This is a genomic window from Amycolatopsis sp. NPDC021455 (genome assembly GCF_040640995.1).
GTDB lineage: Bacteria > Actinomycetota > Actinomycetes > Mycobacteriales > Pseudonocardiaceae > Amycolatopsis.
Window position 1 is genome coordinate 134,891 of sequence record NZ_JBFACT010000003.1, and the last position, 25,307, is coordinate 160,197.

A 25,307-nucleotide genomic window follows, 5' to 3' on the forward strand; every position below is an offset into this window, starting at 1 on the left:
CCACCAACGGCTCAGGCTCCGCCTCGGCAGCACCCACCGGCTCAGCCACCAACGGCTCAGGCTCCGCCTCGGCAGCACCCACCGGCTCAGCCACCAACGGCTCGGGCTCCGCCTCGGCAGCACCCACCGGCTCAGCCACCGGCGACTCAGGCCCGGCTTCGGGCCGCACCTCGGCAGCCGTTCCGTCGGCCACCTCGGGCTCGACCACCTCGGGTTCAGCCGCCGGCGGCTCGGGTTCGGGTTCGGCCGTGCTCACCGACTCGGCCACCAGCAGCTCGGGCTCGGTCTCCGTCGCGTGCACCGGCTCGGCCACCGCAGGCTCGGCCACCACAATCTCGGCCGGCACCTGGGCGCGCTCGGCGTCGAGCGTCTCCGTGCCCTCACGGACCTCTTCGTCTGCCACGCCCTGCCCTCCGCCGGAGCCGACCTACAGGTAGAGCCCCGTCCCGTGCTCGGTCCGCTCCGTCGCCACGGCGTGGATGTCGCGTTCGCGCATCACCAGGTGCCCCTCGCCCTGGATCTCGACCTCGAGCTGGTCCTCCGGGTTGAAGAGCACGCGGTCGCCCGTCTTGACGTTCCGCACACTGTTGCCGACGCCCAGTACATCACCCCAGGCGAGGCGGCGCGCGACCTGCGCCGTCGCCGGGATCACGATGCCGCCGCTGCTGCGGCGCTCGCCTTCTTCCGGGGACAGCCGCACCAGCACGCGGTCGTGGAGCATCTGGATCTCGAGTTTCGGCCCGTCAGACACGGCGTGCATGCTACTCGCCGGTCCGGGGCTCCCCGGCCATGACCAGGCTCAGCTCCCGCGCCCCGCCGTTCTCCAGCCGCACCGGGACTCCCCAGTCCTGCCGGGTGATGCGGCACACCGGGTGCTCGGCGCCGTCGTCGCAGCTCGCCGCCTGGGCGACCACCTGCAGCACGCCCTCGCCCGCGGCGAGCCGGATCTTGCGGCTGAGGTCCGTGCCCGTGCCACCGCCGTCCAGGAGCAGCGACGGCGGTGACGCGCTGATCTCCAGCCGCGTCGACGGGCCGAAGCGGTCGTCCAGCTTCTCGCCAGGCGGCGCCGTGAACACCACCGAAAAGTCGATCTCGCCCGGCGCGAGCACCGTCGGCGGACGGCGCACGGCGTGCGCGTCGCCGGTGACGACCGTCGGCTCGGCCGTGGGCAGCGCCGCGATCCGGTTGCCCGCGGACTCGACGACCAGCAGGTCACCCTCGTGCAGGAGCAGGCCCTGCGGTTCGGCGAGGCCGGTGGCGATCGTGGTCACCTCGCGGGTGAACACGTCGAAGCTACGGACGGCGCCGTTGTAGGTGTCGGCGATCGCGATCTTGTCGCCGGGCAGCACGGCCAGGCCAAGCGGGTGCTGGAGCAGCGCCTTGTCGGCCGGGCCGTCGGTGTGGCCGAAGGAAAACAGGTCGACGCCGATCGCGGTGTGCACCGTGAACGTCTCGCCGTCGGGCTCGATCCAGCGCAACGCCGATGTCTCCGCGTCGACCAGCCACAGCTTGTCGCCGTCCACGGCCAGGCCGGACGTCTGCGCGAAGAACGCTTCGCTGACGTCGCCGTCTCGGAGACCCTCCACGGTCGTCCCGGCGAAGCGGCGGATCGTGCCCGTGACCGGGTCGAACACGCTCAGCGTGTGGTTGCCCGCCATGGCGACGACGATCCCGCCGGCCGGGCCCCACCAGGCGACGTCCCAGGGGCTGGTCAGGTCGACCTCGACGCCCTTGCCGGAGTCCGGTCCGCTGCGCCACTGCGCGCCGGTGCCGGCGACCGTGGTGACTTCGCCGGTGATGAGGTCGAGGCCGCGCAGCCGATGTCCGGCGGTGTCGGCGACCACGGCGTGGTAGCCGGCGCGCTCGGCGATGTCGTACGGCAGGAGCGCGATGCCCGACGGCTCGGTGAAGGTCGCGATGTCGAACGGGCCGTCCTGACCACCGCGTTCGCCGCTGCCGAAGCGGCGGATGACGGTCTCGCCGTCCGAAGCGAACTCGACGATCGCGTGGTGCCCGGTGTCGGCGACCAGGACGCGTCCCTCGGCGGTGGCGACGGCCTTGCTGGGGAACCGCAGCTCGCCGGGCTGCTCCTCGACCGGCACGTACGGGCTGCCGCCGTGGCGGAGCGTCCCCTTCGCTTCATGCTTCGTCACGAGGTCGGCGATGACGCGGCGAAGCGCCTCTCCGTGCCCTTCGCCGGCCGCGACGTGCACGACGTACCCCTCGGGGTCGACGACGACCAGCGTCGGCCACGCACGCACGGCGTACTGCGACCACAGCTCCATCTTCGGGTCGTTGACGACCGGGTGGTGCACGTCGTAGCGGCGGACGGCGGCTTCGATCGACGCGCGCTCGCCCTCGTGCAGGAACTTCGGCGAGTGGACGCCGATCGTGACCAGCACGTCCGCGAACTCGGCCTCCAGGGGCCGCAGCTCGTCGAGCACGTGGTGGCAGTTGATGCAGCCGCTGGTCCAGAAGTCCAGCAGGACGATGCGCCCGCGCAGCCCGGCGAGGGTGAGCGGGTGGTCGCCGGTGTTCAGCCAGACGTCGCCGCGCAGCTCGGGGGCACGCACGCGGCTCTGCGGTCGTGGAGAAGTCACGGGAAGAGTGAACTACACGCGGGCGCGCTGTGTTCCGCGGTCCGGCCGATGAGAGAACAAACTCACCCCACCGGGGTCCGCCCAGGTCGGCGTGGAAAAGGACGCGCGGTGCGGGTGAGCCGCCGCTTAGGCTCGTGGTCATGACCCCCGTCCAGCCGGCCGGCGCCCTCACTCCGGAGGAGGCGCGGCACCTGCAAGAAAATCTCCGGGAACCCGTGCGTCCCGGGCTGACCGAGACCGAGCTCGACGACGTCGAGCGCCGCTTCGGCTTCCGCTTCGCCGCGGACCACCGCACGTTCCTGTCCGCGGGCGTCCCGATCGGCGACCGCTGGCCCGACTGGCGCTGCGGCAACGCCGAACAGCTGCGCAAACGTTTGGCATGGCCGGTCGACGGAGTGCTGTACGACGTCGAGCACAACGGCTTCTGGCTCCCGGACTGGGGCACGCGCCCGGTCGGCCCGGAGGACGCGGTCCGTGAAGCCCGCCGGCGCCTGGCCGACGCGCCGCAGCTGGTGCCGGTGTGCGGGCACCGCTACCTGCCCGGCCTGCCGGGCACAGTGGGTTATCCGGTGCTGTCGGTGTACCAGACGGACATCGTCGTCTACGGCTCCGACCTGCGGGATTACCTGCACCGCGAGTTCGCCACGGGCGGGATAAGCACCGCCCCACCGGACGGGCCGCGGTACATCCCGTTCTGGTCCCGCTTCATCGACTGATCAGCTGTCGCGACGCAGCATGCGGCTCACGCCCGCCGCCACGGTCGTCGCCAGGATCCAGCCGGATGCCGTGAAGCCCGCTGCCACCCAGTTGTCCGGGCCGTGCATGTACCACCGCGACTTGTTGCCGAAGTCGACGATCGGGACCAGCAGGTCCGCCGTGTAGATCACCGGGTTCCACTGCAGGCCCGTGTCCTGCTGGTTCACCACGCAGCGGGGGCCGCTCCTGACGTACCGGCCGCTGGTGTCGGTCACGCAGTCGTCGGTGCCCAGGCCGAACCACAGGCTGCCCAGCACCAGCAGCGTCAGCAGCCAGCCGAGCGCGCGCACCGGGCGGTAGCCGTAGCCGACCATCGAGCGCTGCAGCCAGCTCCACAGCCGCACCCCCGGGCCGAAGAACTTGAAGCCCCGCGCGAGTGCCTCGTAGCGGAACTGCTGCTTGCGCAGGGCCACCGTCGAGGCGTGCTCTTCGTTTCCCGCCGCGCGCAGCATGTGCGCGAGCTGGTCGTACGGGCCCGGCCGGTAGCCGCGCATCGCCTTGCGCAGCATCTCGATGCGGTCGTCGAGTGCCTTGTCGTCGGCGAGCGGGATGCCCTTCTTGAGCGCGTCGTAGCGGAAGTCCTCCAGCTCGATGCCGCCGGACGCGTCCCAGAACTGCTTGTTGTCGCTCAGCGTGCCGCAGTGGGCACGCCGGAGCACGATCCGGCCCGTCGGCGGGCTGCTGGGCGTCAGGATGAACTCGTCCGAGGCGACATCACCGGCGTCGAGAGCCACGCCGAACGGCGGCAACGAGCCCAGCTGGGAACCGCGCAGGTCCACGCGCCGGGCGACCTGCGCGCCGTCGAGGTTGACGCCCCCTTCGGCGACGAACGGGCGGCCGTTGTTGTCCCGCAGCGTCAGGTCACGACCGACGCGGCCGGTCCGGACGTCGAGGGAGTAACTGCTGGTGGCCCGCTGGCCGGGCTCGGTGAGCCGGGTGCCGGCGAGGTTGATGCTGCCGCCGACGTCGAGACCCTGCAGCCGCAGCGTGCCGTGGATCGTGGCGTCGGTGAGCTGGAAGTTGCCCGCGATCTTCGACCGGCGCGCCGAGAAGACGTCCCGGCCGGGGTGGCGGAACATCGAGTTCCAGGCCAGGAAGTTGCCGCCGACGGTGACGTCGGCCAGCCGCAGCTGCCCGGCGGGCACGCGCAGGCTCGTCGCCTCGATGTCGCCGCCGATCTCGGTGCCGTCCAGGTGCAGCGCGCGGTCGTAGTACGGCACCGTCTTGCCGCGCTCGACGCGGATCTCGGCGCCGGCCAGCCGCAGCGAGCCGCCGATGCGGGCGTTGACCATCCGCAGCGTGCCCAGCGCCTGCAGGCCGTCCGACAGCTCGACGTTCCCGTCGACGCGCATCCGGTCCGCGACCAGCGCCGGCCGCGGGTCCAGGTACGGGTCGTTGGACTTCCACGCGTCGACGGCGATCGGCCCGTGCTGCGACACCGTCAGCTTGGCCTCGCGCAGCGAGATGTCGCTGTCGACCGTGGCGCTCGGGAGGTACATGATCCCGGTGGCGGAGAAGCGTTTGCGCTGGCTGGCCGGGCCGTAGTTGTCCACCTCGCACAGCAGGCTGCCGCCGATGTGCAGGCCGTTGCCGTTGAGCGCGAAGCCGTCCGGGTTGTTCAGCGTGGCGCCGGAGAAGTTGACGTTACCGCCGGTCCGCACGCCGGGCAGCCGGACTTCGCCGTTGGCGACCATCCGGTAGGCCAGCAACGCGCCGGTCAGCACGAGCCGGTCGGCCTGGATCGCCTTGCCGTGCGGGTGCGAGATGACGGTGCGGGTGAGCACCATCGACCCCTCGATCACGGCGTCGGTCAGGTTGACCGCGGCGTTCGGCATCCCGCGTTCGCGGTCGTCGCCGCGCTGGACGGTGGTCTCTTCGATCTCGCGGTCGGCCCCGTCGACCTGCACGACGCTGCGGATCAGCCGGACGTCGTTGCGGCTGCGCATGTTGCGGGCCTTCAGTCCGGGCAGCCAGCACTTGCGGAACACGAGCCCCAGCAGGTTCGCCTCGCGCACGTCCGGCGGCTGCTCGAACCGGCAGCGCTCGAACCGGAACAGGTACTTCAGGTCCGCGGCCCGCAGGTCGAGGGTGCCGGTGATGTAGGCGTCCTCGACGTAGACGATCGGGGCGTTCGTGGCCTGCCGCCGCCAGCGCAGCAGCCCGGCGTTGCCGGGTTTCAGCAGCTCGGACGCCCTGACCTCGTATCGGCGGTCGGGGATCCCGGCGAACGGATCGAGAGGGGGCAACGCGCTTTCTGTCGTCAAAACACCCCGCCCCCTCCCTCACCCGCTTTCAAAATAGCGAATCCGAACGGTTTTCGTCAGGCGTTCGGGTTCAGCACCCGGGCGAGGAACGACTTGGTCCGTTCTTCACGGGGGCTCCCGATGACCTGGTCGGGCGGCCCCTCTTCGACGACGACGCCGCCGTCCATGAACAGGACCTTGTCCGCCACCTCGCGCGCGAACTGCATTTCGTGCGTGACGACGACCATGGTCATGCCGTCCTTGGCGAGCTGCTTCATCACGCCCAGGACGTCGCCGACGAGTTCCGGGTCCAGCGCGGACGTCGGTTCGTCGAACAGCATCAGCTTCGGCTGCATCGCGAGCGCCCGCGCGATCGCCACCCGCTGCTGCTGCCCGCCGGACAGCTGTGCCGGGTAGTTCTTCGCCTTGTCCGCGAGGCCGACGCGCTCCAGCAGCTCCAGCGCGCGCTGCCGGACCTGTGCCTTCGGCTCGCGCCGGACCTGGATCGGCGCCTCCATGATGTTCTCGAGCGCCGTCATGTGCGGGAAGAGGTTGAAGCGCTGGAACACCATGCCGATGTCCTTGCGCTGGAACGCGACCTCGTTCTCGCGCAGCTCGTGCAGCTTGTCGCCGCGCTGCTTGTAGCCGACGAGCACGCCGTCGACGTAGAGCCGGCCGGCGTCGATCTTCTCGAGGTGGTTGATGCAGCGCAGCAGCGTCGACTTGCCCGAGCCGGACGGCCCGATCAGGCAGAGCACTTCGCGTTCGTGCACCTCGAGGTCGATGCCCTTGAGGACGTCGACGCTGCCGAAGCTCTTGCAGATCTTCTGCGCGGAAACCACGGGGGTCATCGGCCTCCTCCACTGGAGCCGGAGCCGAACCGGAAGCCCAGCATCCGGGCCGCCCATCGGCTCTTCGTCGCGACGTCCCGCGAAGTACCCCGCGCGAAGCGCTTCTCGATCTGCATCTGGACCAGCGTCAGCACCGACGTCATGAACAGGTACCAGGCGGCCGCCACGATGAGCAGCGGGACCGTCTTGTAGTTCTGCGAGTAGATGGTCTGCACCGCGACCATCAGCTCGAAGTACCCGATCGCCACGACCAGCGACGTCGTCTTCAGCATGGAGATCGTCTCGTTGCCGGTCGGCGGGATGATCACCCGCATCGCCTGCGGCAGGACGATCCGCCGCAGCGTCTTCGTCCGGCTCATGCCCAGCGCGCTCGCCGCTTCCAGCTGGCCGCCGTCGACCGACTGGATGCCACCGCGCACGATCTCGGCCATGTACGCGGCCTCGTTGAGCCCGAGGCCGAGCAGCGACGCGGTGAACTGCGTGATCAGCTGGTTGGTGTCCCAGCTGACGAACTCCGGCCCGAACGGGATGCCCAGGCCCAGGCGCGGGTAGGCCAGCGCCAGGAAGTTCCAGATCACCAGCTGCGTGATCAGCGGCGTGCCGCGGAACAGCCAGATGTAGATGCCCGCCGCGCCCGACATCAGCGGGTTCGGCGACAGGCGCATCACGGCCAGCAGGATGCCGCCGACGATCCCGATCAGCATCGAGATCACGGTCAGGATCAGGGTGTTCTGCAGGCCGCGCAGCACCCGGTCGTCGAAGAGGTAGTCCCCGACGACCGGCCACTGCAGCGCGTCGTTCGTGATCACGCTGCGGATCACGATGAACGCCAGGAAAAGGATGACCACCCCGGCCACCCAGCGCCCGTAGTGGCGCACTGGGACGGCCTTGATGGGCTCGGCGTCGATCGGCGCCCCGTCGGGAAGTGCTTCGGGAGGCGCTTCGGAGGAACTCACGAACTACGTCCTATTCTCAGGAAGCCGGGTTGATCTCCGACTTGGTGACCGCGCCGGCGGCGTTCAGGCCCCACTTGTCCAGGATCTTCTTGTACGCGCCGCTGTCGATCAGCTTCTGGATCGCACCCTGGACGGCCTTGCCGAAGTCGCCGCTGTTCTTCGGCAGCACGATGCCGTACGGCGCCGTGTCGTACGGCGCGCCGACCGACTCGAGCTGGCCGTTGGTCTGCTTGACCGCGTAGTCGATGACCGGGGAGTCCGCCAGCTCACCCTGCACGCGCTTGGCGGTGAGGGCCAGGTTGACGTCGGTCTGGGCCTGCAGCTGCGTGACGTCGATGGCGGGCTTGCCCGCGCCGGTGCAGGCGGCGTTCTTCTTGTCGAGGTCCTCGACCTGCGTGGTGCCCTTCTGGACGGCGATCTTCTTGCCGCAGAGGTCGTCGACCTTGAGGCCGTCGGGGTTGCCCTTCAGCACGGCCAGCGAGGTGCCCGCGCTGTAGTAGGAGATCATGTCGACCGACTGCAGCCGGTCGGCGTTGATGCTGAACGACGAGATGCCCATCTCGTACTTCTTCGCGCCGATGCCCGGGATGATGCCGTCGAACGAGGAGTTCTGGAACTCCATCTGCACGCCGAGCACCTGGCCGATGGCCGTGCCGAGGTCGACGTCGAAGCCGGTCGCCTTGCCGCCGTCCTGGAACTCGTTCGGCGGGTAGCTCTGGTCCTGGCCGACCACGATCTTGCCGTCGGACTTGACGGCCGCGGGCACCATCGCGGCGAGCGCGTCGTCCTTCGCCACGGTCCCCGCATCCCCCGCGCCCGGCGCGGCCGCGCTGCTGGAGCTGACGCCGCCGGCGCCGCTGCCTCCCGCTCCGCACGCCACGGTCAAGCCGACCAGGGCGAACGCAGGCAGCAGGGCGATCGCCTTCAGCTGGGTTCCTCGGGCCACGTCGTCACTCCTCGTAGTTCTCAGGTTCTGAGAGCACGCATATTGCCACTCATCCATACCAAAGCACAGCACCGCGAAGTTACGGCGATGTTTAGACCGGCGCGCGTCGTACCGCCGGGTATCGCGTCCGACCCGGGGAGTGAGTAAGGATGTCGACCATGAACGCCACGCCGCCCCGGCTGCCCCCGTCCGGTCGACGTGCGCGGAAGGCGGCGACCAGCCGGATCACCCGGCCGGGTGCCCGGTTCGAGGGCTATCTCGCGCCGGACCGGCCGCACGCGGGTGCCTACGACGAGATGTTCGGCGCCGACGGCACCGTCCGCGGCCACTACCGCGCGCTGTACGAGTCGATCGCGGCCCTCGACGCGCACGACCTCAATTCGCGGGCGCTCGCGCTCGACCGGGCGATGGTCGACCAGGGCATCACGTTCTCCCTGTCCGGGCAGGAGCGGCCGTTCCCGCTGGACCTGGTGCCGCGCGTGATCCAGGCCGCCGAGTGGGCGAAGCTCGAACGCGGCGTCGCCCAGCGCGTCCGCGCGCTCGAGGCGTTCCTCGCCGACGTCTACGGCGATCGGCAGATCCTGCGCGAAGGCGTGCTGCCGCGCCGGCTGATCACCTCGTGCGAGCACTTCCGCCGGGAGGCGTTCGGCATCAACCCGCCCAACGGCGTGCGCATCCACGTGTCCGGTGTGGACCTGGTGCGTGACGAGGAGGGCACGTTCCGGGTGCTGGAGGACAACCTCCGCAACCCGTCCGGGGTCTCGTACGTGATGGAGAACCGGCGCACGATGGCCCGGGTCTTCCCGGACCTGTTCGCCCAGCACCGCGTGCGCCCGGTCGGTGACTACGCGTCGCACCTGCTCCGGGCGCTGCGCGCGGCGGCCGCCGCGAACGTCGCCGACCCGATGGTCGTCGTGCTCACCCCCGGCGTCCACAACTCGGCGTACTTCGAGCACTCGCTGCTGGCGCGGCTGATGGGTGTCGAGCTGGTCGAAGGCCGCGACATGTTCTGCCGCGACAACGTCGTCTACCTGCGGACGACCGAGGGCGAGCGCCAGGTCGACGTCATCTACCGGCGCATCGACGACGAGTTCCTCGATCCCGTGCACTACCGGCCGGACTCGGTCCTCGGCGTCGCCGGCGTGCTGAACGCGGCGCGCGCGGGCAACGTCGTCGTCGCGAACGCGATCGGCAACGGCGTCGGGGACGACAAGCTCGTCTACACCTACGTGCCGGAGATGGTGAAGTACTACCTGAACGAGAAACCGCTGCTGCCCAACGTGGACACTTTCCGGTGCTGGCTGCCGGACGAGTTCGACCACGTCATGGCGCACCTCGACGAGCTCGTCGTCAAGCCGGTCGAGGGTTCCGGCGGCTACGGGATCGTCTTCGGGCCGGAGGCGTCCAAGAAGGAGCTGGACACGCTCCGGCGCAAGGTGCGCGCGAACCGGCGCGGCTGGATCGCGCAGCCGGTGGTCCAGCTCTCGACGGTGCCGGCCAAGGTGGACGACCGGCTCGCGCCGCGGCACGTCGACCTGCGGCCGTTCGCCGTCAACGACGGCAAGGACATCTTCGTGCTGCCCGGCGGGCTGACCCGGGTGGCGCTGCCGGAGGGCAGCCTGGTCGTCAACTCCTCGCAGGGCGGCGGTTCGAAGGACACGTGGGTGCTGGCGTCCCGCGCGTCGACGGCCGAACGCGAGCTCGAGCGGCCCGCACTCGGCGCCGTGTCCACTGTGGACGGCATGGCCGCCGAGCAGGGGCCGGAGCTGACGACGTCCCAGCAACAGCAGCAACAACAGAGCTAGGGAGGTTCCGATGCTGGCTCGCAACGCGGAGTCGCTGTACTGGATCGGCCGGTACGTCGAACGCGCCGACGACACCTCCCGGATCCTCAACGTCTCGGTCCACCAGCTGCTGGAAGACGCGACGGTCGACCCGGACCACGCGAGCCGCCAGCTCCTGGCCGTCCTGGGCATCGACCCGGCGGGCACGGAGTCGCTCGACGTGTGGAAGCTGACCGAGCTGGTGGCGTACGCGAAGGACAACCCGGCGTCGATCGTCGGCTCGATCAACTCCGCGAGGGAGAACACGCGTGGCGCCCGCGAAGTCGTCTCGACCGAGCTGTGGGAATGCCTGAACGCGACCTGGAACGCGGTGCCCGACCGGCAGCGCTACGCCCGGCGCGCGGGGCCGCACGCGTTCCTGTCGTTCGTCGAGGAACGCGCGGCGATGTTCGCCGGCCTCGCGGATTCGACGATGAGCCGCGACGACGGCTGGCTGTTCATGGTGCTGGGCCGCTCGATCGAACGCGCCGACATGGTCGTGCGGCTGCTGCTCTCGCGGGTCGCGGACCGCGCGTCGTCGCCGGGCTGGATCACGGTGCTGCGCTCGGCGGGCGCACAGGACACCTACCTCAGGACGTACCGAGGCGCCCTGGACGCCGGCCGCGTCGTCCAGTTCCTGTTGCGGGACACGCTGTTCCCGCGCTCGGTGTTCCACGCGCTGCGGCAGGCGGAGGACTGCCTGCAACGGCTCGACCCGGGCGGCGGCTCGCGCAGCAACGAGAAGTCCGAGGCACTGCGCGAACTCGGCCGGGCCCGCAGCGAGCTGGAGTTCCTCCGCCCGTCGGAGCTGCTCACCGACCTGCCGAGGCGGCTCGCGGCGTTGCAGACGTCGATCAAGGAAATCGGGGAAGCGGTGTCGTTGCAGTACTTCAGCACGTCGCCGTGGGTGGCGTGGAGCGGTGCGGAGGTTTCGCTGTGACGTGGCAGCTGCGGGTGGCGCACCGCACGGGGTACCGGTACGCGACACCGGCGACGCAGTCGTACAACGAAGCCCGGCTGACCCCGCGCTCGGACCGCCGCCAGACGACGGTGGCGACGCGCATCGAGACGACCCCGGCGACCCGCGCCTACCGGTACACCGACTACTGGGGCACGGTCGTGACGTCGTTCGACCTCCACGCGCCGCACCGGGAGTTCACGGTCCTGGCGACGTCGGTGGTCGAGACGGCGGACGAAGCGGAGCCGATCCGCACGGCTTCTTGGAAGGACCTGCGTTCCGAGACGGTGATCGACCACCGCACCGAGTACCTGACCCCGACCGACTACACGCCGCGAGACGTCACGCTGGCGCGCGAGGCCCGCGAGCTGCGCCGCGGGCTGGACCCGGCGGACGCGGTGCTGGCGGTCTGCGAGTGGGTGAACAAGCAGCTGAAGTACCAGCCGGGCACGACGGGCGTCCACTCGACGGCGACGGACGCCTGGCAGGCGCGTGAGGGCGTCTGCCAGGACTTCGCGCACGTGACGCTGGTGATGCTGCGCGCGATCGGGGTGCCGGCGCGGTACGTGTCCGGGTACCTGCACACCAAGCCGGACGCGAAGCTCGGCGAGGTGGTCGAGGGCGAGTCGCACGCGTGGGTCGACGTCTGGACGGGCGGGTGGTGGGCGTACGACCCGACGAACGCGATCCCGGTCGGGCCGCGGCACGTGTGGGTGGCGATGGGCCGGGACTACGCGGACGTGGCGCCGTTGAAGGGGATCTTCACCGGCGGTGGGCAGTCCACTTTGGACGTCTCGGTCCACCTGACCCGGCTGGCCTGACGCTTCAGCTCGCGTGCGGAACGCCGGTCCGTTCGTCGAGCAGGGCCCGGAGGTGGTCGATCGTCGCGCGGACGTCGTTCTCCCACTGCCGGGCCCCTTCGTCACCGGCGCGGGCCGCGTCGAGCTGAGCGAGCACCCAGGCCCGGATCAGGGCGGCGAGCCGCCGCAGCTCTTCGATGCGATCCACGGGAATGCGCACGCTGTAGACCGCTGTCGGGCTCTTCGACGGCTCGCGATGCGGCACCCAGTCGACTTCGGCCTCCGGATCGGCCTCGGCGGCCTCGGCGACGCGGTCGCGAAGTTCCTTGTCCGTCATCACGGCACCTCCCACAGTCCTCGGTACACCTGCCGCACTCGCTTGCCGGCCGATCAACCGACACGGATCGAACACGGCCTCCACCGCGTGCTCCGGCTCGATGTCGAGCGCCCCCGGATAACGCAGTGACCTTCGAAGGTGCAATGGATCAGGTACGTGCACCTCCTCGAACGGCAGGCGGTCCATCCCCGATCGGGACAACGCCGACCTCGGCTGTCACAGCAGGAAGGTCCCGCCCGCCGCTTCGGCCAGGTCCGCGCCCAGGGCTGACGCCGGTGTGTGCGCACCCGGCTTGCCTTCGCCGCGGGCCAGGCGGACCGCCGTTTCGGCCACGACCGCCGCGGTGAAGTCCATGGCTTCGCCCGCACGCAGCCAGCCCTCCCGGGTCGTTCCGCCAGGCCAGGTCACGACCGCGTGCCCCCACGTGTGCGTGCGGGGGCGCGGCGCCGCCTTCGTCCGGACCGCGGCGAGCCGCCGGACGGCGAACCGGCGCACGGCCGGGATCGACACCACCCGCCCGAGCAGCGGGAGCAGGGCCCGGACCACCGGCGCGGTGGGGGCGAGCCCGGAGAAAACCGTGACGGCCGGTGTGCCGCTCGCGCGCTGAGCCGCAATCAGTTCCCCCGAGGGGACGCCCGCCACCTTCGCCGTCTCGCCGTCCGGCAGGACAAGGGTGCGCGGCTTCGCGCCCCGAGCCGAGACCGCGGTCATGGCGTCGACGATGCTGGCGGCCAGCGCGATCCCCACGGTCCCCTCTTCGGTGGCGACGGAGGCCAGCGCGTCGACCAGCACGCGGCTCGGTGTGTCACGCCCCTCGCACAGCTTCGCGACGACCGCCTCGGTGGCCAGGACGCCGAAGCCGGCGCCGGTGACGAACGTGCTGCCGCCGGCGAGGGCCTCTTCGTGCAGGTCGAGCAACCGCGGGACGGCGACCAGGTCCGCGGCCATGTCGACGTAGTGGCCGCCGGGCAGGCACGCGCGGGCGATCGTCGGGGCCGTGGCGGCGTACTCGCCGATCGTGTTGATGACGACGGTCGGCCGCTGCCGCCGGATCTCCGCCTCCATCGCCTCCACCCCGTCGGCGACGACGTACTTCGCGCCGGTCGCTTCCAGGCGTTCCCGGTTGCGCCCGACCAGCACGGCCGGCAGTCCGCGCGCGGCCAGTTCGGCGGTGATGGCCCGGCCGGTGCGGCCCAAGGCCCCGAGCACCCAGATCTCCATGACGACCTCCAAAGTGACGTCTCAGTGTGTCATCACTGAGGCTAGCACGTGATGACACACTGAGACATCGGTTAGGGTGAGCCGTGGCCAGATGGGATCCCGGGACCGCGGACCGGCTGCGGAAAGCCGCGTTGGAGCTGTACGCCGAGCACGGCTACGACGCCGTGACGATCACGCAGATCGCCGAGCGCGCGGGGATCACGCGTCGCTCGTACTTCCGCTACTTCCCCGACAAGCGCGAAGTCCTCTTCGCGGGCTCGGAACAGCTGCCGCCCGCGGTCGCCGAAGCCGTGCTCGCCGCCGAGGAGGGCGAGTCGCCTTTGCGCACGGTTCTCGCCGCGCTGGCCGACGTCGGTACGCGGATCACGCAGGCCGTCGACCCGTCGCCGGAGCGCCGCGCGGTCATCGCGGCCACGCCCGAACTCCGCGAACGCGAGCGGAGCAAGACAGCCGCGATCACCACCGCGATCCAGGACGCCCTCGAACAGCGGGGCACCCGCCCCGAGCTGGCGAAACCGGCCGCGCAGGTCGCGACGATCGTCTTCGGCGACGCGTTCGACCGGTGGATCGACGCGGCCGGTGACCGCAACTTCCCGGTCTACCTCGACGCGGCCGCTGAAGCATTCCGGGAAGCCTGCCGCTGACCGGGCACTTTTGCGTGAAAGTGCCCGGCCGGGTCGGTCAGCCGCGGGCGTGGGCGTCCAGGATGTGCGCGACGGCCTCGGTGACCTGCTGCGCGTAGTCCAGGTGCAGCCACTCGTCCGGCACGTGGATGTTCGAGTCGGCGCCGCACGCGCCCGTGACCAGGAACTGCGCGTCCGGGTACTTCCGCGACAGCAGACCCATGAACGGGATCGAGCCGCCCATGCCGGTCGCGCGGTGCGGGCGGCCGAACACCTCGTCGCTGACCGTGCGCAGGGCCGTCGTCAGCCACGGCGCCTCGGTCGGCGCGTTCCAGCCGTTCTCCGCCTGGGGCGAGCCGAGCGTGACCTTCGCGCCGTACGGGACGTCGGTGGTCAGGACGCGCTTCACGGCTTCGAGCGCCTTCTCGGCGTCGGCCGTCGGCGGGAGGCGGAAGCTCAGCGTCAACGTCGTGCTCTCGCGCAGGACGTTGCCGGCGTCGGCGGGCTTCGGGAAGCCGTCGGCGCCGATCACCGACAGCGTCGGGCGCCACGCGTTGTTGAGCATCAGCTCCAGCGCGTCTTCGGTGATCACGCGCCCGCCTTCGACCAGCGGGAACGCCTTCGCCAGCGCCTCGGGGAAGTCCTGCGAGACGGCCTTCAGCTCCGAGAGCCGGTTCGCCGGGACGTCGACCTTGAGCTCGTCGAGCAGCAGCTCGCCGGTCGCGCTGTCTTCGAGACGTTCGATCAGGTGGCGCAGGATCCGGAACGAGCTGGCGACGACGCCGGAAGCGACACCGGAGTGCTGCGCCGAGCCCAGCAGCTGCACCGTGACGTCGAGGTGCAGCATCCCACGCAGGCTCGTGACCAGCCACAACCGCTCGTAGTCGCTGCCGCCGGCGTCGAGGCAGACCACCAGCGAGACGTCGCCGATGCGGTCGGCCAGGTGCTCGACGTAGGCGGGCAGGTCAGGACTGCCGGACTCCTCGGCGGTCTCCAGCAGCACGACGATGCGGGCGTGCTCGCCGCCGGCCGCGTGCACGGCCTCGATCGCCGTCGTCGCCGCGTAGCCGGAGTAGCCGTCGTCGACGGACCCGCGGCCGTACAGCCGGCCGTCGCGGATCACCGGGGTCCACGGGCCGAGGCCTTCGGACCAGCCGCCGACCGGGGGCTGCTTGTCGAGGTGGCCGTACATCAGGACGGTGCCCTTGCCGGCCGCGCCCGGGGTCGCCGGGACGTCGACGAGCAACACGGGGGTCCGGCCTTCGAGCTGGACGACCTCGAGCGTCGCGCCGGGCAGGTCGCGCCCGGCGATCCACTCGCGGACGTGGTCGACGGCGGCGGCGAGGTGGCCGCTCTCGGCCCAGCCGGCGTCGAAGGCCGGGGAGAGGGCGGGGATGGCCACCAGCCCGGACAGGCTCGGGGTGACGTCGTTGATCCAGGCGGACACGACGGATTCACGGACGGATTTCTGCTCCACGCCGCCATCGTGCCACGCGCGCGACGACGTGCGGCACGTCACAACCTCGTCGCCGACCCGGGTGATCACGCGATCATGCGACCGCGCCACGCCTGGTGAGCGGGCGACCGGCGCCCTACTCTCGCAGGTCCGATGCTCGGGCTTCCTAACGTTTTCCCTGTTCAGGGGCCCTTTCTCAGCAACAAATCAGCATCCGTGACTCACCAAAGCGCGGACCTTCGTGCCAGGATGTCGGCGTGAACCGTCAACGCCGACGGTGACCGAGCGCTTCGGACCCGATGCGCTGGTCCCCGCCGGTGCAGTCGCTGTGGTCGCCACAAGCGGCCGCCAGAGGCACCGACACCGAGGAGTACTGCGCATGCCGTCCGAACAGTGGACGCACCCGGAGCCTGGAGACGGGCCGGCCGCCGTCGCGGCCCAGCCTTCCCCCGAGCAGGTGATCGCCGGATTGCGAGCAACCAGCGAAGGTGGCGCTGAGCTGACTCAGCTGCTCACCCCCGAAGGCGAACGGGTGCCCTCGCCCCAGTTCGACAAGTACGTCGACGACATCGACGCCGAAGCACTCCGCGGCCTGTACCGCGACATGGTGCTGGTCCGGCGGGCCGATCGCGAAGCGAACGCCATGCAGCGCCAGGGCCAGCTGGGCATCTGGGTCCCGCTGCTCGGCCAGGAAGCCGCTCAGATCGGCTCGGGCCGCGCGCTCAAGCCGAACGACATGGCGTTCCCCAGCTACCGCGAACACGGCGTCGCGTACGCGCGCGGCGTCGACATGAAGGACCTGCTGGGCATCTTCCGGTGCACCGACCACAGCGGCTGGGACTACCAGCGCCACGGTTTCCACCCGTACACCATCGTGATCGGCAACCAGGTGCTCAACGCCGCCGGTTACGCGATGGGCCAGAAGTTCGAGGGCAAGGTCGGGGACGACGACGGCGAAGCGACGATCGTCTACTTCGGAGACGGCGCGACTTCGCAGGGTGACGTCCACGAAGGATTCGTCTGGGCCGCCGTCTACGACGCGCCGCTGGTGTTCTTCTGCCAGAACAACCAGTGGGCGATCTCCGAGCCGACCGAGCGCCAGTCGCGCCTGCCGCTGTACCAGCGCGCCCGCGGCTACGGCTTCCCCGGCATCCGCGTCGACGGCAACGACGTCCTGGCCTGCCTCGCGGTGTCGCGCTGGGCGCTCGACGAGTGCCGCCACGGCAACGGCCCGGTGCTGATCGAGGCGTTCACCTACCGGATGGACGCGCACACGACGACCGACGACCCCACCCGCTACCGGCTCTCCGACGAGCTGGAGGAGTGGAAGCTCAAGGACCCGATCGAGCGCGTCCGCGCGTACCTGGCCCGCGGCGGCTACGCCGACCAGGCGTTCTTCGACAGCGTCCAGGCCGACGCCGACGCGTTCGCCGCCGACCTGCGCGACTACACGTTCAACATGCCGGAACCGCCGCCCGAGAGGATCTTCAGCAACGTCTACGCCGAAGGCAATCCGGTGCTGGACGCGCAGCGCGAAGAGTTCCTGTCCTACCTCGACGGCTTCGTATCGGCGGGTGAGCACTGATGAGCGACATCCAGAAACTCACCATCGGCAAGGCGCTCAACCTCGGCCTGCGCCGCGCGATGGAAGAGGACCCCAAGGTCCTGATCATGGGCGAGGACGTCGGCAAGCTCGGCGGCGTCTTCCGGATCACCGACGGCCTGCAGAAGGACTTCGGCGAGCAGCGCGTGCTGGACACGCCGCTCGCGGAGTCGGGCATCATCGGCACCGCGGTCGGCCTGGCCGTGCGCGGCTTCCGGCCGGTGTGCGAGATCCAGTTCGAGGGCTTCATCTTCCCCGGCTTCGACCAGATCTCTTCGCAGCTGGCGAAGCTGCACTACCGGACGCAGGGCAAGATCAAGATGCCGGTCGTGATCCGGGTGCCCTTCGGCGGCGGGATCGGCGCGGTCGAGCACCACTCGGAGTCGCCGGAGTCGCTCTTCGCGCACATCCCGGGCCTCAAGGTCGTGTCCATTTCGAACGCCGTCGACGCCTACTGGGGCATCCAGCAGGCGATCAAGTCGGACGACCCGGTGCTGTTCTTCGAGCCGAAGCGGCTGTACCACTCGGGGGCGCTGCGCGCGGAAATCGACGTCACCGGCACGCCGGTTCCGGCGTTCTCCTCGCAGGTCGTGCGCGAAGGCACGACGGCGACGGTCGTCGCGTACGGCCCGTCGGTGAAGGTCGCCCTCGACGCGGCCGCCGCGGCCGAGGACGAAGGCAAGTCCCTCGAGGTCATCGACCTGCGCACGCTCTCGCCGCTGGACCTGGGTCCGGTGTTCGAGTCGGTGCGCAAGACCGGGCGGCTGATCGCGCTTTCGGAGGCGCCGTCGGAGTCGTCGCTGACGTCGGAGATCGCCGCGCGCGTCCAGCAGGAGTGCTTCTACTCGCTGGAAGCGCCCGTCCTCCGGGTGACCGGGTTCGACACGCCGTACCCGCCGGCCAAGCTCGAGGAGCACTACCTCCCCGACCTGGACCGGGTGCTGCACGCCGTCGACCGTTCGCTCGCCTGGTAAGGGGGATCTCCGCGCAATGCCTACGTACAAACAGTTCCCCTTGGCCGACACGGCCGAGGGGCTGACCGAAGCCGACATCCTGAACTGGCACGTGAAGCCGGGCGACACGGTGACGGTCAACCAGATCGTGGTCGAGATCGAGACCGCGAAGGCCGCCGTCGAGCTGCCGATCCCGTGGGCCGGGGTGGTCACGGAGCTGCACGTCGAGCCGGGCCAGACGGTGGAGGTCGGCACGCCGATCCTCACCATCGACGTCGACCCCGGTGGGGCTTCCGCTCCTGCGCCCGCTGCCGCTGCGCCTGAGCCGGCCGAAGAAGAGATGAAGCCGCTGGTCGGCTACGGCTCCAAGGCCGTCGTCACGCAGCGGCGGGCCCGGAAGGGTGCCACACCCGCTCCGGCCGCCGCCGTCGCCGCTCCTCCGGCGCCTGCTCCCGCTGCTCCGGTTGCTCCTCGCGGCGGGTACGTCCCCTTGGCGAAGCCGCCCGTGCGGAAGCTCGCCAAGGACCTCGGCGTCGACCTGCACTCGCTGACCGGAAGCGCGGACGGCGGCGTCATCACCCGGGAAGACGTCGAGCGCGCCGCCAACGGAACCCCGGTCGTCGCGCCTGCCGTGGACAGCGGAGCGCGCGAGCGGCGCGTGCCGATCAAGGGCGTCCGCAAGGCGACCGCGGCCGCGATGGTGCAGAGCGCGTACACCGCTCCGCACGTCACGGAGTTCCTGACCATCGACGTCACGCCGATGATGGAGTTCCGCGAAAAGCTCAAGAAGTCGCGGGAGTTCGCCGGCGTCAAGGTCACGCCGCTGACGTTCGCGGCGAAGGCCGTGTGCCTGGCGGCGAAGCGCACCCCGGACGTCAACGCGGTCTGGGACGACGCGACGCAGGAGATCGTCTACAAGGACTACGTCCACCTCGGGATCGCGGCGGCGACCCCGCGCGGCCTGATCGTGCCGAAGGTCCGTGACGCCGACTCGATGTCGCTGAAGGAGCTGGCCCAGGCGCTGACGGCCCTGACCGACACGGCCCGCGAAGGCAAGACACCGCCGGCGGACATGCTGAACGGCACGATCACGATCACCAACGTCGGCGTGTTCGGCGTCGACACCGGAACGCCGATCATCAACCCGGGCGAGTCCGCGATCCTGTGCCTCGGCGCGATCAAGGACCAGCCGTGGGTGGTGGACGGCGAGATCAAGGTCCGCAAGGTGCTCCAGCTGTCGTTGAGCTTCGACCACCGGGTGGTCGACGGCCAGCAGGGCTCGGAGTTCCTGGCCGACGTCGGCGCGTTGCTGGCCGACCCGGCCATGGCGATGACCTACTGAGTCCCTGAAAAGCCGTGAAGGCCTCCTTACCGGCTCCTATGGCCGGTAAGGAGGCCTTCACGGCTTTCGGAAGACGATCTTCCCGGCGTCGAGGTCGACGCTGGTGCGCGGCGGGGCGCCGTCGGCTTCGTCGTCGACCAGCATCAGCTGGACCTGGCGCTGTTCCAGCTCGTGGTGCTTGGTACCGCCGAGGATCGCCTCGACCTCTTCGGTGGCGATCCCGGACGCCATGCGCGAGCCGTCGCCGCGGCGGTGCCACGGCAGGAACCCGCGGCCCCAGACCTCGAGCACGGCGAGCAGGAACAGCAGCACGACCAGGATCGGGAACGCCATCGCCCACAGGACTCCCATCCGGCCAACATATACTCGTTTGACGGAGTGAGCACTCACTCCGCACACTGGTGGCATGACACCAGCATCCGAAACCCGGCGAAGAGCGCCGGGCATGAGCGTCGAAGCCCGGCGCGCCATGATCGTGCACGCGGTGCTGCCCCTGCTGATGGAGCACGGCGCCAACGTCACGACCAGCCAGATCGCCCGCGCCGCCGGCATCGGCGAGGGCACCATCTTCCGCGCGTTCAAGGACAAGGACGAGCTCTTCGACGCCTGCACGGCCGAAGCGCTGCGGCCCGACCACGTCCTCGACGCGATCGCCGAAATCCCCGTGGACCAGCCCCTGGAAGACCGGCTCGTCGAGGCCGCCGAAGCACTGGGCGCCCACCTCGAGCGGATGGGCGCGCTGATGGGCGCCCTGCACGCGTCCGGCAGGCTCCGCCGCCGCGACCCCGAGCAGCCGCACGACGACCGCAAGACCTGGAAAGGCGGCCGCCGCGAGTCGATGAACGCGATGCGCGGCGCGATCACCGACCTGTTCGAACCCGAGAAGGACCGGCTGCGGTTGCCGCCCGAGCAGCTGGCCTCGCTGTTCCTGACCCTGCTGTTCGGCGGCCGCCGAATCTTCGCGGACGAGCACGCCGCCACCACGCGCCAGGTGGTCGACGTCTTCCTGCACGGCGCTGTGGAGGCTCAGTGATCCCGGGCGGTGGGGGCGGCATGGAGTTCATGCTGGCTCGGCGGGGACGGCGGCGGCACGCCGTCACCGTGCCGGAGAGCGGGCTCACCGGGCCCGTCGACATTCCGGAGCCGAAGCAGGAGGACCAGCCGAAAGACCTGCGCTCCCGGCTGAAGCGCGCGAAGACGTCCGTGGCGGGCACGGTCCGTGGCCTGCCGAAGGTCGTCAAGCTGACGTGGCAGGCCAGCCCGATCCTGACGATCCTCCTGGCGCTGATCACCCTGCTGTCCGGGCTCCTGCCGACCGTGACCGCGTACGTCGCGAAGCTGCTGCTCGACTCCGTCGTCGCGGCGATCCAGCACCGCGGCACGACGGGTGACATCGTGAACGTCGCGTTGTTCCAGTTCGGCGTGCTCGCCGCGACGGCGATCAGCAGCGCGCTGACGTCGATCGCGCAGTCGCTGCTGCAGGAACGCATGACGCTGACCATCCGCCACCAGGTGATGGCGCACGCCAGCGAGCTGCACCTGGCGTACTTCGAGGGCTCGACGTCGTACGACATGCTGCGCCAGGCCGCGCAGGAGGCGCCGACGCGGCCGCTGTCGATGATGAACTCCGCGCTGGGGCTCGTGCGGACGCTGATCACGTTCGGCAGCATGATCGCGCTGCTCGTCGCGATCAGCCCGCTGCTGGCCCTGGTCGCTCTGGTGGCGCCGATCCCGGCGTTCATCTCGCAGTCGAAGTACGGCTCGCGCGCGTTCTGGCTGACGTTCCTGATGTCGCCGATCAAGCGGCGGATGGACTACCTGTCGTCGCTGGTCACCACGGACACCTACGCCAAGGAGACGAAGCTGTTCGGGCTCGGCCCGTACTTCGTCGACCGGTTCCGCCGGCTCGGCCTGGTGTCGTACGAGCGGCAGCGGAAGCTGACGATCAACCGCAACATCAGCTCGACGTCCTGGGGGCTGCTCAGCACGTTCGCGGGCTCGGCGATCGCGCTGTACATCGCGCTGGAGGCGGTCGGCGGGCGGCTCACGCTGGGGGACCTGGCGCTGTACACGGCCGCGGCGGCGTCGGTGCAGACGTCGGTGTCCGGGCTGTTCACGGCGTTTTCCGGGATGTACGAGAACAACCTCTACCTCGACACGCTGTACCGGTTCCTGGACACGAAACCCGAGATCACGGCGCCTCCTTCGCCGCGGACGTTTCCCTCCACCGTGGAGGGTCACATCGAGTTCGACTCGGTGACCTTCACCTACCCGGGCGCCGAGGAACCGGCACTCGACAACGTCAGCTTCGAGATCCGGCCCGGCGAGACGGTGGCGGTCGTCGGCCGCAACGGCGCGGGCAAGTCGACGCTGTTCAAGCTGCTCTGCCGGCTGTACGACCCGACCGGCGGAAGCATCCGGCTCGACGGCGTCGACATCCGCGAGTACGACCCGGTCGAGCTGCGGACGCGGATCAGCGCGATGTTCCAGGACTACGTGACGTACCAAGGAACGGCGGCGGAGAACATCGGCCTCGGCGACCTGACCCGCCTCGAGGACCGGCCGCACATCGAGGACTCGGCGCGCCGCGCGGGCGCGGACGAGCGCATCGAGCGGCTGCCGTCCGGCTACGACAGCCCGCTGGGGCGCTGGTTCGACCAGGGCGTCTCGCTTTCCGGAGGCGAGTGGCAGAAGATCGCGCTGGCCAGGGCGTTCCAGCGGGAGGCGCCGATTCTGATCCTCGACGAGCCGACGTCGGCGTTGGACGCCCAGGCGGAGCACGACCTGTTCTCGCGGTTGCGTTCGTTGTCCGAGGGCCGCACGACGCTGTACATCTCGCACCGGTTCTCGACGGTGCGGCAGGCGGAGCGGATTCTGTTGCTGGACCACGGAAAGGTCGCGGAGTACGGCACGCACGAGGAGCTGATGGCCGCGAAGGCGGGGTACGCGGAGTTGTTCACGCTCCAGGCCCAGGCGTACCTCGACGAAGTGCCGAGCTAGGGAACGAGCACGACCTTGCCGACGCCTTCGCGGCTCTCGACGCGCGCGTGCGCGGCGGCGACGTCATCGAGGGGATAGGTCCGGTCGAGCACAGGGGTCAGCGTGCCGTTCGCGACGAGGCCGAGCGCCTCGTCGCGAACGGCCGCGACCCGCTTCCCGTAGGCGTCCGGCCCACCGAAGCCGATCAGGGTGATACCGCGCGCGACGAGGCCGGCGACGGGGAAGACCGGGAATTCGCCGCTGAGCAGGCCGTAGGCGAGGATCCGGCCGAACGGCGCGAGTTTCGCGGTGAGCTCGGCGGCCCGCGGACCACCGATCGACTCGAAGACGACGTCGATGCCGTCGGGCACCTTCTGCCGCCAGTCCGGGTCGTCGTGATCGATGTCGGCTTTTCCGTGGCCGGCGGTGGCCACGACTCGAGCGCCCTTCTGTTCGGCCAGCCGGGCCAGATAGCCGCCAATTGCTCCGGAAGCGGCCTCGACCAGCACGGTTTCACCGGCTTTGACATCCGCGGCGTTCATCAAGGCGAGCGCGACGGAGGCCGGAACGGCAGCGGCGACGGCCTGCTCGGGCGTGACGTCGTCGGGCACGAGCGTGTACTGGCTCGCGGCGACGACTTCGGCATAGGCGCCGCCGGTGAAGGACATCGTGACGACCCGGCGTCCTCGCAGGCTTTCGTCGTCGGCCTCGAGGACGATCCCGGCGGCCTCGTGCCCGAAGATCGCGGGCTCCGGCCCGGCCGGGATCAGCCCGGACCGCAGCTGGGTCTCGTAGAAGGGCACGCCGATCGCCTCGGTCCGGACCAGCACTTCCCCGCGTTGCCGCTGCGGCTCGGGCCGGTCCTCGACCTTGAGCACTTCGGGTCCACCCGTGCCGTGCTGCACGACTGCTCGCATTGCCACCCCTTAACTGGACCATCAGTCAACTTACGGTCGCCTACTATATGGACCGCCAGTCAAGTTGTCGAGGAGCAGACATGGAGCGCGCCGACGCGGCCCGCAACCGCCGCGCGATTCTGCGCGCGACAGAGGAGTTGCTGGCGACACACGACCTCTCCCAGGTATCGATGGACCGCGTCGCGGCCACGGCCGGCGTCGGCAAGGGGACGATCTTCCACCGCTTCGGCAGCCGCGAAGGCGTGATGCGCGCACTGGTGGAGTCACGAGTCGAGGCGCTGTCGACGGCTGTTTCGTCGGGCCCGCCGCCGCTGGGTCCAGGAGCGCCCCCGGCCGAGCGGCTGGCGGCGTTCTTCGACGCGGTGATCGAGCTGGCCTCGCGCAACGTGAAGGTGATGGCGGCGTTCGAGCAGGCGTCGACGGACCGGCTGAGCAGCCCGATCTACCTGTCGTGGCACGCGCACGTGTCGGGGTTGATCGCGTCGGCGGCACCGTCGTTGGACGCGGACCTCATCGCGCACTTGCTGCTGGGTTCGTTGCACAGCGATTTGATGCTGCGGTTTTTGAAGACGGGTGAGACGGATCGCCTGGCCGCGGGCCTGCGATCGATGATCAGGACGTTGCTGCGCTGATCGGCACCGTGTGGTGGGACGGCAGCAAGGTGCCACCGCGCAGTTCGACTACCTGCCACGGGAGTCGCACCGGGTCGTCGTCCTGGTCGGCGACGGTCACGGTGTCGAGTACGCAGCCGGTGAGCCGGACGTGCCGGGCGACCAGGCTCAGATCGACGCGGCACCGCTCGAACCGGCAGTTGTTCGCGAGCAAGGCCCCGGTCCGGAAGCCATAGCTGCTCGAAAGGTCGACTTCGAGGTCGGTGAAGTCACAGCGGTCGAACACCACCCTGCCGAAGGTGAAGTCGAGCTGCGAGAAGTCGACCACGGGCGCGGTGAACCGGCAGCGGAAGAAGGCCATCGAGGAGGACTCGAGGAGCGCGTCGGCGAAATCGACCTTCTCCCCGCCGAACTCCGCGCCGACGAACTCCGCCCGCCCCGAGGAGAGCGTCAGGCCGGTGAAGTTCGTCTCGGCCGCGGAGAACCGGGCACCGTGAAAGCTCACCAGCTTCCCGAACTGCGCACCGGCGAACGACGCCACGCCGCCCACGAACTCGGCACCGCCGAACAGGACTTCGCCGGCGAACCGCCGTCGCGCGAAGTCGACGTTCTCGCCGGTGATCCCGGTGAAGTCGAAGTCGAGCTCGGACCAGGAGGTCTCCGCCGCGATCCTGGTCCGGTCGCGGATCACGCGCAGGATCGCTTCGCGCACTTCGGTCTCGCCGTGGCCTTCGCGCGGGATGCGGAGGTAGCCGCACAGGACGTCGGCGCAGACCTGGCTTGTCGGCCCAGTCGTCGGCCAGGCCGGCCATCGCGTAGACGCCGGCGAGCCGAACGGCAGGGCTTTCGTTGGCGAGTTGCTCGGCGGCACTGCCGAAGCGTTCGTTGAACTTCTGGACGACTTCGCGTTCGGCTCGCTGAACGGCGAGATCGTGTTCGTCCTCGGCGACGCGTTGCTTCCGGTAGTTGACGGCGAGCAGCACAACACCGCCGAACCCGGCGACCACGGAAAGGGCGATCTTGAGCAGGTCGAGCAGCTGGTTGACGTCGAACTGGCTGGAGGAGGGCAGCCGCGGCCAGCCGAGGAACCACAGCAACACCCCAGCACTGAACCCGGCCACCAGCAGGGCGACGACCAGCCAGCCGACCACGGACAAGGCCATCCGACGGCGATCCGCGCGCGGCCGTCGCCGCCGTGTCCACACCAGTCCGGGAAACGACGACCGCCGACGCCGGCCGTGCCACACCAGAAGCAACGCCGCGAGCAGGCACATCCCGATCAGAAGCCAGCGGAGCCAGTCGGACACGAGGGGTGAGACTAGCCGGTGGCTG

At 70.1% G+C, this 25,307-nt stretch carries 24 protein-coding genes and 1 pseudogene; 12 read left to right on the forward strand and 13 right to left on the reverse strand.

Features of this window, described 5'->3' with window-relative positions:
* The 3 genes and pseudogenes from AB0G28_RS05910 to AB0G28_RS05920 form a co-directional block, all read right to left on the reverse strand.
* Positions 1 to 403, reverse strand: a pseudogene (locus AB0G28_RS05910) (hypothetical protein); the annotation flags it as partial.
* A gap of 24 nt (positions 404 to 427) precedes the next feature.
* Entirely contained in the window at positions 428 to 760 is a 333-nt protein-coding gene (locus tag AB0G28_RS05915) for a co-chaperone GroES (RefSeq protein ID WP_285457269.1), read from the reverse strand.
* 1 nt (position 761) lies between these two features.
* On the reverse strand, positions 762 to 2,573 hold the full coding sequence (locus AB0G28_RS05920; RefSeq protein ID WP_361084120.1) for an NHL domain-containing thioredoxin family protein: 1,812 nt from the start codon (positions 2,571 to 2,573) through the stop codon (positions 762 to 764).
* Positions 2,574 to 2,740: 167 nt separating this feature from the next.
* On the opposite strand from AB0G28_RS05920, the gene AB0G28_RS05925 reads away from it, so the two are divergent.
* Positions 2,741 to 3,316, forward strand: a complete 576-nt coding sequence (locus AB0G28_RS05925) for a hypothetical protein (protein WP_361083385.1) — start codon at positions 2,741 to 2,743, stop codon at positions 3,314 to 3,316.
* Here AB0G28_RS05925 and AB0G28_RS05930 read toward each other — a convergent pair whose 3' ends face one another.
* The 4 genes from AB0G28_RS05930 to AB0G28_RS05945 are packed head-to-tail and all read right to left on the reverse strand — an operon-like array spanning position 3,317 to position 8,352.
* Positions 3,317 to 5,620, reverse strand: a complete 2,304-nt coding sequence (locus AB0G28_RS05930) for an oxidoreductase (RefSeq protein ID WP_361083387.1) — start codon at positions 5,618 to 5,620, stop codon at positions 3,317 to 3,319.
* A 56-nt stretch (positions 5,621 to 5,676) separates the two neighbouring features.
* Complete coding sequence (locus AB0G28_RS05935) at positions 5,677 to 6,450, reverse strand: amino acid ABC transporter ATP-binding protein (RefSeq protein ID WP_361083389.1); 774 nt, start codon at positions 6,448 to 6,450, stop codon at positions 5,677 to 5,679.
* A complete protein-coding gene (locus tag AB0G28_RS05940; RefSeq protein WP_361083391.1) occupies positions 6,447 to 7,406 on the reverse strand; it encodes an amino acid ABC transporter permease in 960 nt (319 codons plus the stop codon). The genes AB0G28_RS05935 and AB0G28_RS05940 overlap by 4 nt, the downstream gene beginning before the upstream one ends.
* Before the next feature lie 16 nt (positions 7,407 to 7,422).
* Positions 7,423 to 8,352: an ABC transporter substrate-binding protein gene (locus AB0G28_RS05945; RefSeq protein WP_361083393.1), complete on the reverse strand. Its 930-nt coding sequence runs from the start codon at positions 8,350 to 8,352 to the stop codon at positions 7,423 to 7,425.
* Positions 8,353 to 8,501: 149 nt separating this feature from the next.
* On the opposite strand from AB0G28_RS05945, the gene AB0G28_RS05950 reads away from it, so the two are divergent.
* From AB0G28_RS05950 to AB0G28_RS05960, 3 genes are read left to right on the forward strand one after another with little or no spacing between them, the layout of a single operon-like run.
* Entirely contained in the window at positions 8,502 to 10,157 is a 1,656-nt protein-coding gene (locus AB0G28_RS05950) for a circularly permuted type 2 ATP-grasp protein (protein ID WP_361083395.1), read from the forward strand.
* Between the two features lie 10 nt (positions 10,158 to 10,167).
* Entirely contained in the window at positions 10,168 to 11,115 is a 948-nt protein-coding gene (locus AB0G28_RS05955; RefSeq protein WP_361083397.1) for an alpha-E domain-containing protein, read from the forward strand.
* Positions 11,112 to 11,954 carry a transglutaminase family protein gene (locus AB0G28_RS05960; protein ID WP_361083399.1) on the forward strand — a complete coding sequence of 281 codons (843 nt, stop codon included), beginning with the start codon at positions 11,112 to 11,114 and terminating at the stop codon, positions 11,952 to 11,954. Before AB0G28_RS05955 ends, AB0G28_RS05960 begins: the two co-directional genes overlap by 4 nt.
* Positions 11,955 to 11,958: 4 nt before the next feature.
* Here the strand turns inward: AB0G28_RS05960 and AB0G28_RS05965 are convergent, their stop codons facing one another.
* Together AB0G28_RS05965 and AB0G28_RS05970 are read right to left on the reverse strand one after the other, a co-directional pair.
* The gene (locus AB0G28_RS05965) at positions 11,959 to 12,270 is read right to left on the reverse strand and encodes a hypothetical protein (RefSeq protein WP_361083401.1); all 312 of its coding nucleotides are present in this window, start codon (positions 12,268 to 12,270) and stop codon (positions 11,959 to 11,961) included.
* Positions 12,271 to 12,486: 216 nt separating this feature from the next.
* Positions 12,487 to 13,491, reverse strand: coding sequence for a hypothetical protein (locus AB0G28_RS05970; protein ID WP_361083403.1), 1,005 nt, complete (start codon positions 13,489 to 13,491; stop codon positions 12,487 to 12,489).
* An 83-nt stretch (positions 13,492 to 13,574) separates the two neighbouring features.
* Here AB0G28_RS05970 and AB0G28_RS05975 point away from each other — a divergent pair, with 83 nt between their 5' ends.
* A complete protein-coding gene (locus AB0G28_RS05975) occupies positions 13,575 to 14,135 on the forward strand; it encodes a helix-turn-helix domain-containing protein (RefSeq protein WP_361083405.1) in 561 nt (186 codons plus the stop codon).
* Between the two features lie 37 nt (positions 14,136 to 14,172).
* Here AB0G28_RS05975 and AB0G28_RS05980 read toward each other — a convergent pair whose 3' ends face one another.
* Entirely contained in the window at positions 14,173 to 15,591 is a 1,419-nt protein-coding gene (locus tag AB0G28_RS05980; protein WP_361083407.1) for a M20/M25/M40 family metallo-hydrolase, read from the reverse strand.
* A 358-nt stretch (positions 15,592 to 15,949) separates the two neighbouring features.
* Between AB0G28_RS05980 and pdhA the strand changes: the two genes are divergently transcribed.
* Genes pdhA through AB0G28_RS05995 form a run of 3 tightly spaced genes read left to right on the forward strand, consistent with a single transcriptional unit; the run spans position 15,950 to position 19,468 of the window.
* Positions 15,950 to 17,155 (forward strand): pyruvate dehydrogenase (acetyl-transferring) E1 component subunit alpha, encoded by a 1,206-nt coding sequence (gene pdhA / locus AB0G28_RS05985; RefSeq protein WP_361083409.1) that lies wholly within the window; start codon positions 15,950 to 15,952, stop codon positions 17,153 to 17,155.
* Positions 17,155 to 18,147 carry an alpha-ketoacid dehydrogenase subunit beta gene (locus tag AB0G28_RS05990; RefSeq protein ID WP_361083410.1) on the forward strand — a complete coding sequence of 331 codons (993 nt, stop codon included), beginning with the start codon at positions 17,155 to 17,157 and terminating at the stop codon, positions 18,145 to 18,147. Before pdhA ends, AB0G28_RS05990 begins: the two co-directional genes overlap by 1 nt.
* 16 nt (positions 18,148 to 18,163) lie before the next feature.
* Positions 18,164 to 19,468 (forward strand): dihydrolipoamide acetyltransferase family protein, encoded by a 1,305-nt coding sequence (locus tag AB0G28_RS05995; protein ID WP_361083412.1) that lies wholly within the window; start codon positions 18,164 to 18,166, stop codon positions 19,466 to 19,468.
* Between the two features lie 57 nt (positions 19,469 to 19,525).
* On the opposite strand, the gene AB0G28_RS06000 is transcribed toward AB0G28_RS05995, so the two are convergent.
* Complete coding sequence (locus AB0G28_RS06000; protein ID WP_361083414.1) at positions 19,526 to 19,819, reverse strand: DUF6191 domain-containing protein; 294 nt, start codon at positions 19,817 to 19,819, stop codon at positions 19,526 to 19,528.
* 94 nt (positions 19,820 to 19,913) lie between these two features.
* On the opposite strand from AB0G28_RS06000, the gene AB0G28_RS06005 reads away from it, so the two are divergent.
* Both AB0G28_RS06005 and AB0G28_RS06010 read left to right on the forward strand, forming a co-directional pair.
* Entirely contained in the window at positions 19,914 to 20,501 is a 588-nt protein-coding gene (locus tag AB0G28_RS06005; RefSeq protein ID WP_361084123.1) for a TetR family transcriptional regulator, read from the forward strand.
* 20 nt (positions 20,502 to 20,521) lie between these two features.
* Positions 20,522 to 22,468, forward strand: a complete 1,947-nt coding sequence (locus AB0G28_RS06010; protein WP_361083415.1) for an ABC transporter ATP-binding protein — start codon at positions 20,522 to 20,524, stop codon at positions 22,466 to 22,468.
* On the opposite strand, the gene AB0G28_RS06015 is transcribed toward AB0G28_RS06010, so the two are convergent.
* Positions 22,465 to 23,364: a zinc-binding dehydrogenase gene (locus AB0G28_RS06015; protein WP_361083417.1), complete on the reverse strand. Its 900-nt coding sequence runs from the start codon at positions 23,362 to 23,364 to the stop codon at positions 22,465 to 22,467. The two genes, AB0G28_RS06010 and AB0G28_RS06015, sit on opposite strands and share 4 nt — an antisense overlap.
* 80 nt (positions 23,365 to 23,444) lie before the next feature.
* On the opposite strand from AB0G28_RS06015, the gene AB0G28_RS06020 reads away from it, so the two are divergent.
* The gene (locus tag AB0G28_RS06020) at positions 23,445 to 23,996 is read left to right on the forward strand and encodes a helix-turn-helix domain-containing protein (RefSeq protein WP_361083419.1); all 552 of its coding nucleotides are present in this window, start codon (positions 23,445 to 23,447) and stop codon (positions 23,994 to 23,996) included.
* Here AB0G28_RS06020 and AB0G28_RS06025 read toward each other — a convergent pair.
* Positions 23,977 to 24,846: a hypothetical protein gene (locus AB0G28_RS06025; protein ID WP_361083421.1), complete on the reverse strand. Its 870-nt coding sequence runs from the start codon at positions 24,844 to 24,846 to the stop codon at positions 23,977 to 23,979. The two genes, AB0G28_RS06020 and AB0G28_RS06025, sit on opposite strands and share 20 nt — an antisense overlap.
* On the opposite strand from AB0G28_RS06025, the gene AB0G28_RS06030 reads away from it, so the two are divergent.
* Positions 24,833 to 25,291 (forward strand): hypothetical protein, encoded by a 459-nt coding sequence (locus AB0G28_RS06030; protein WP_361083422.1) that lies wholly within the window; start codon positions 24,833 to 24,835, stop codon positions 25,289 to 25,291. The two genes, AB0G28_RS06025 and AB0G28_RS06030, sit on opposite strands and share 14 nt — an antisense overlap.
* Positions 25,292 to 25,307 lie beyond the last annotated feature (16 nt).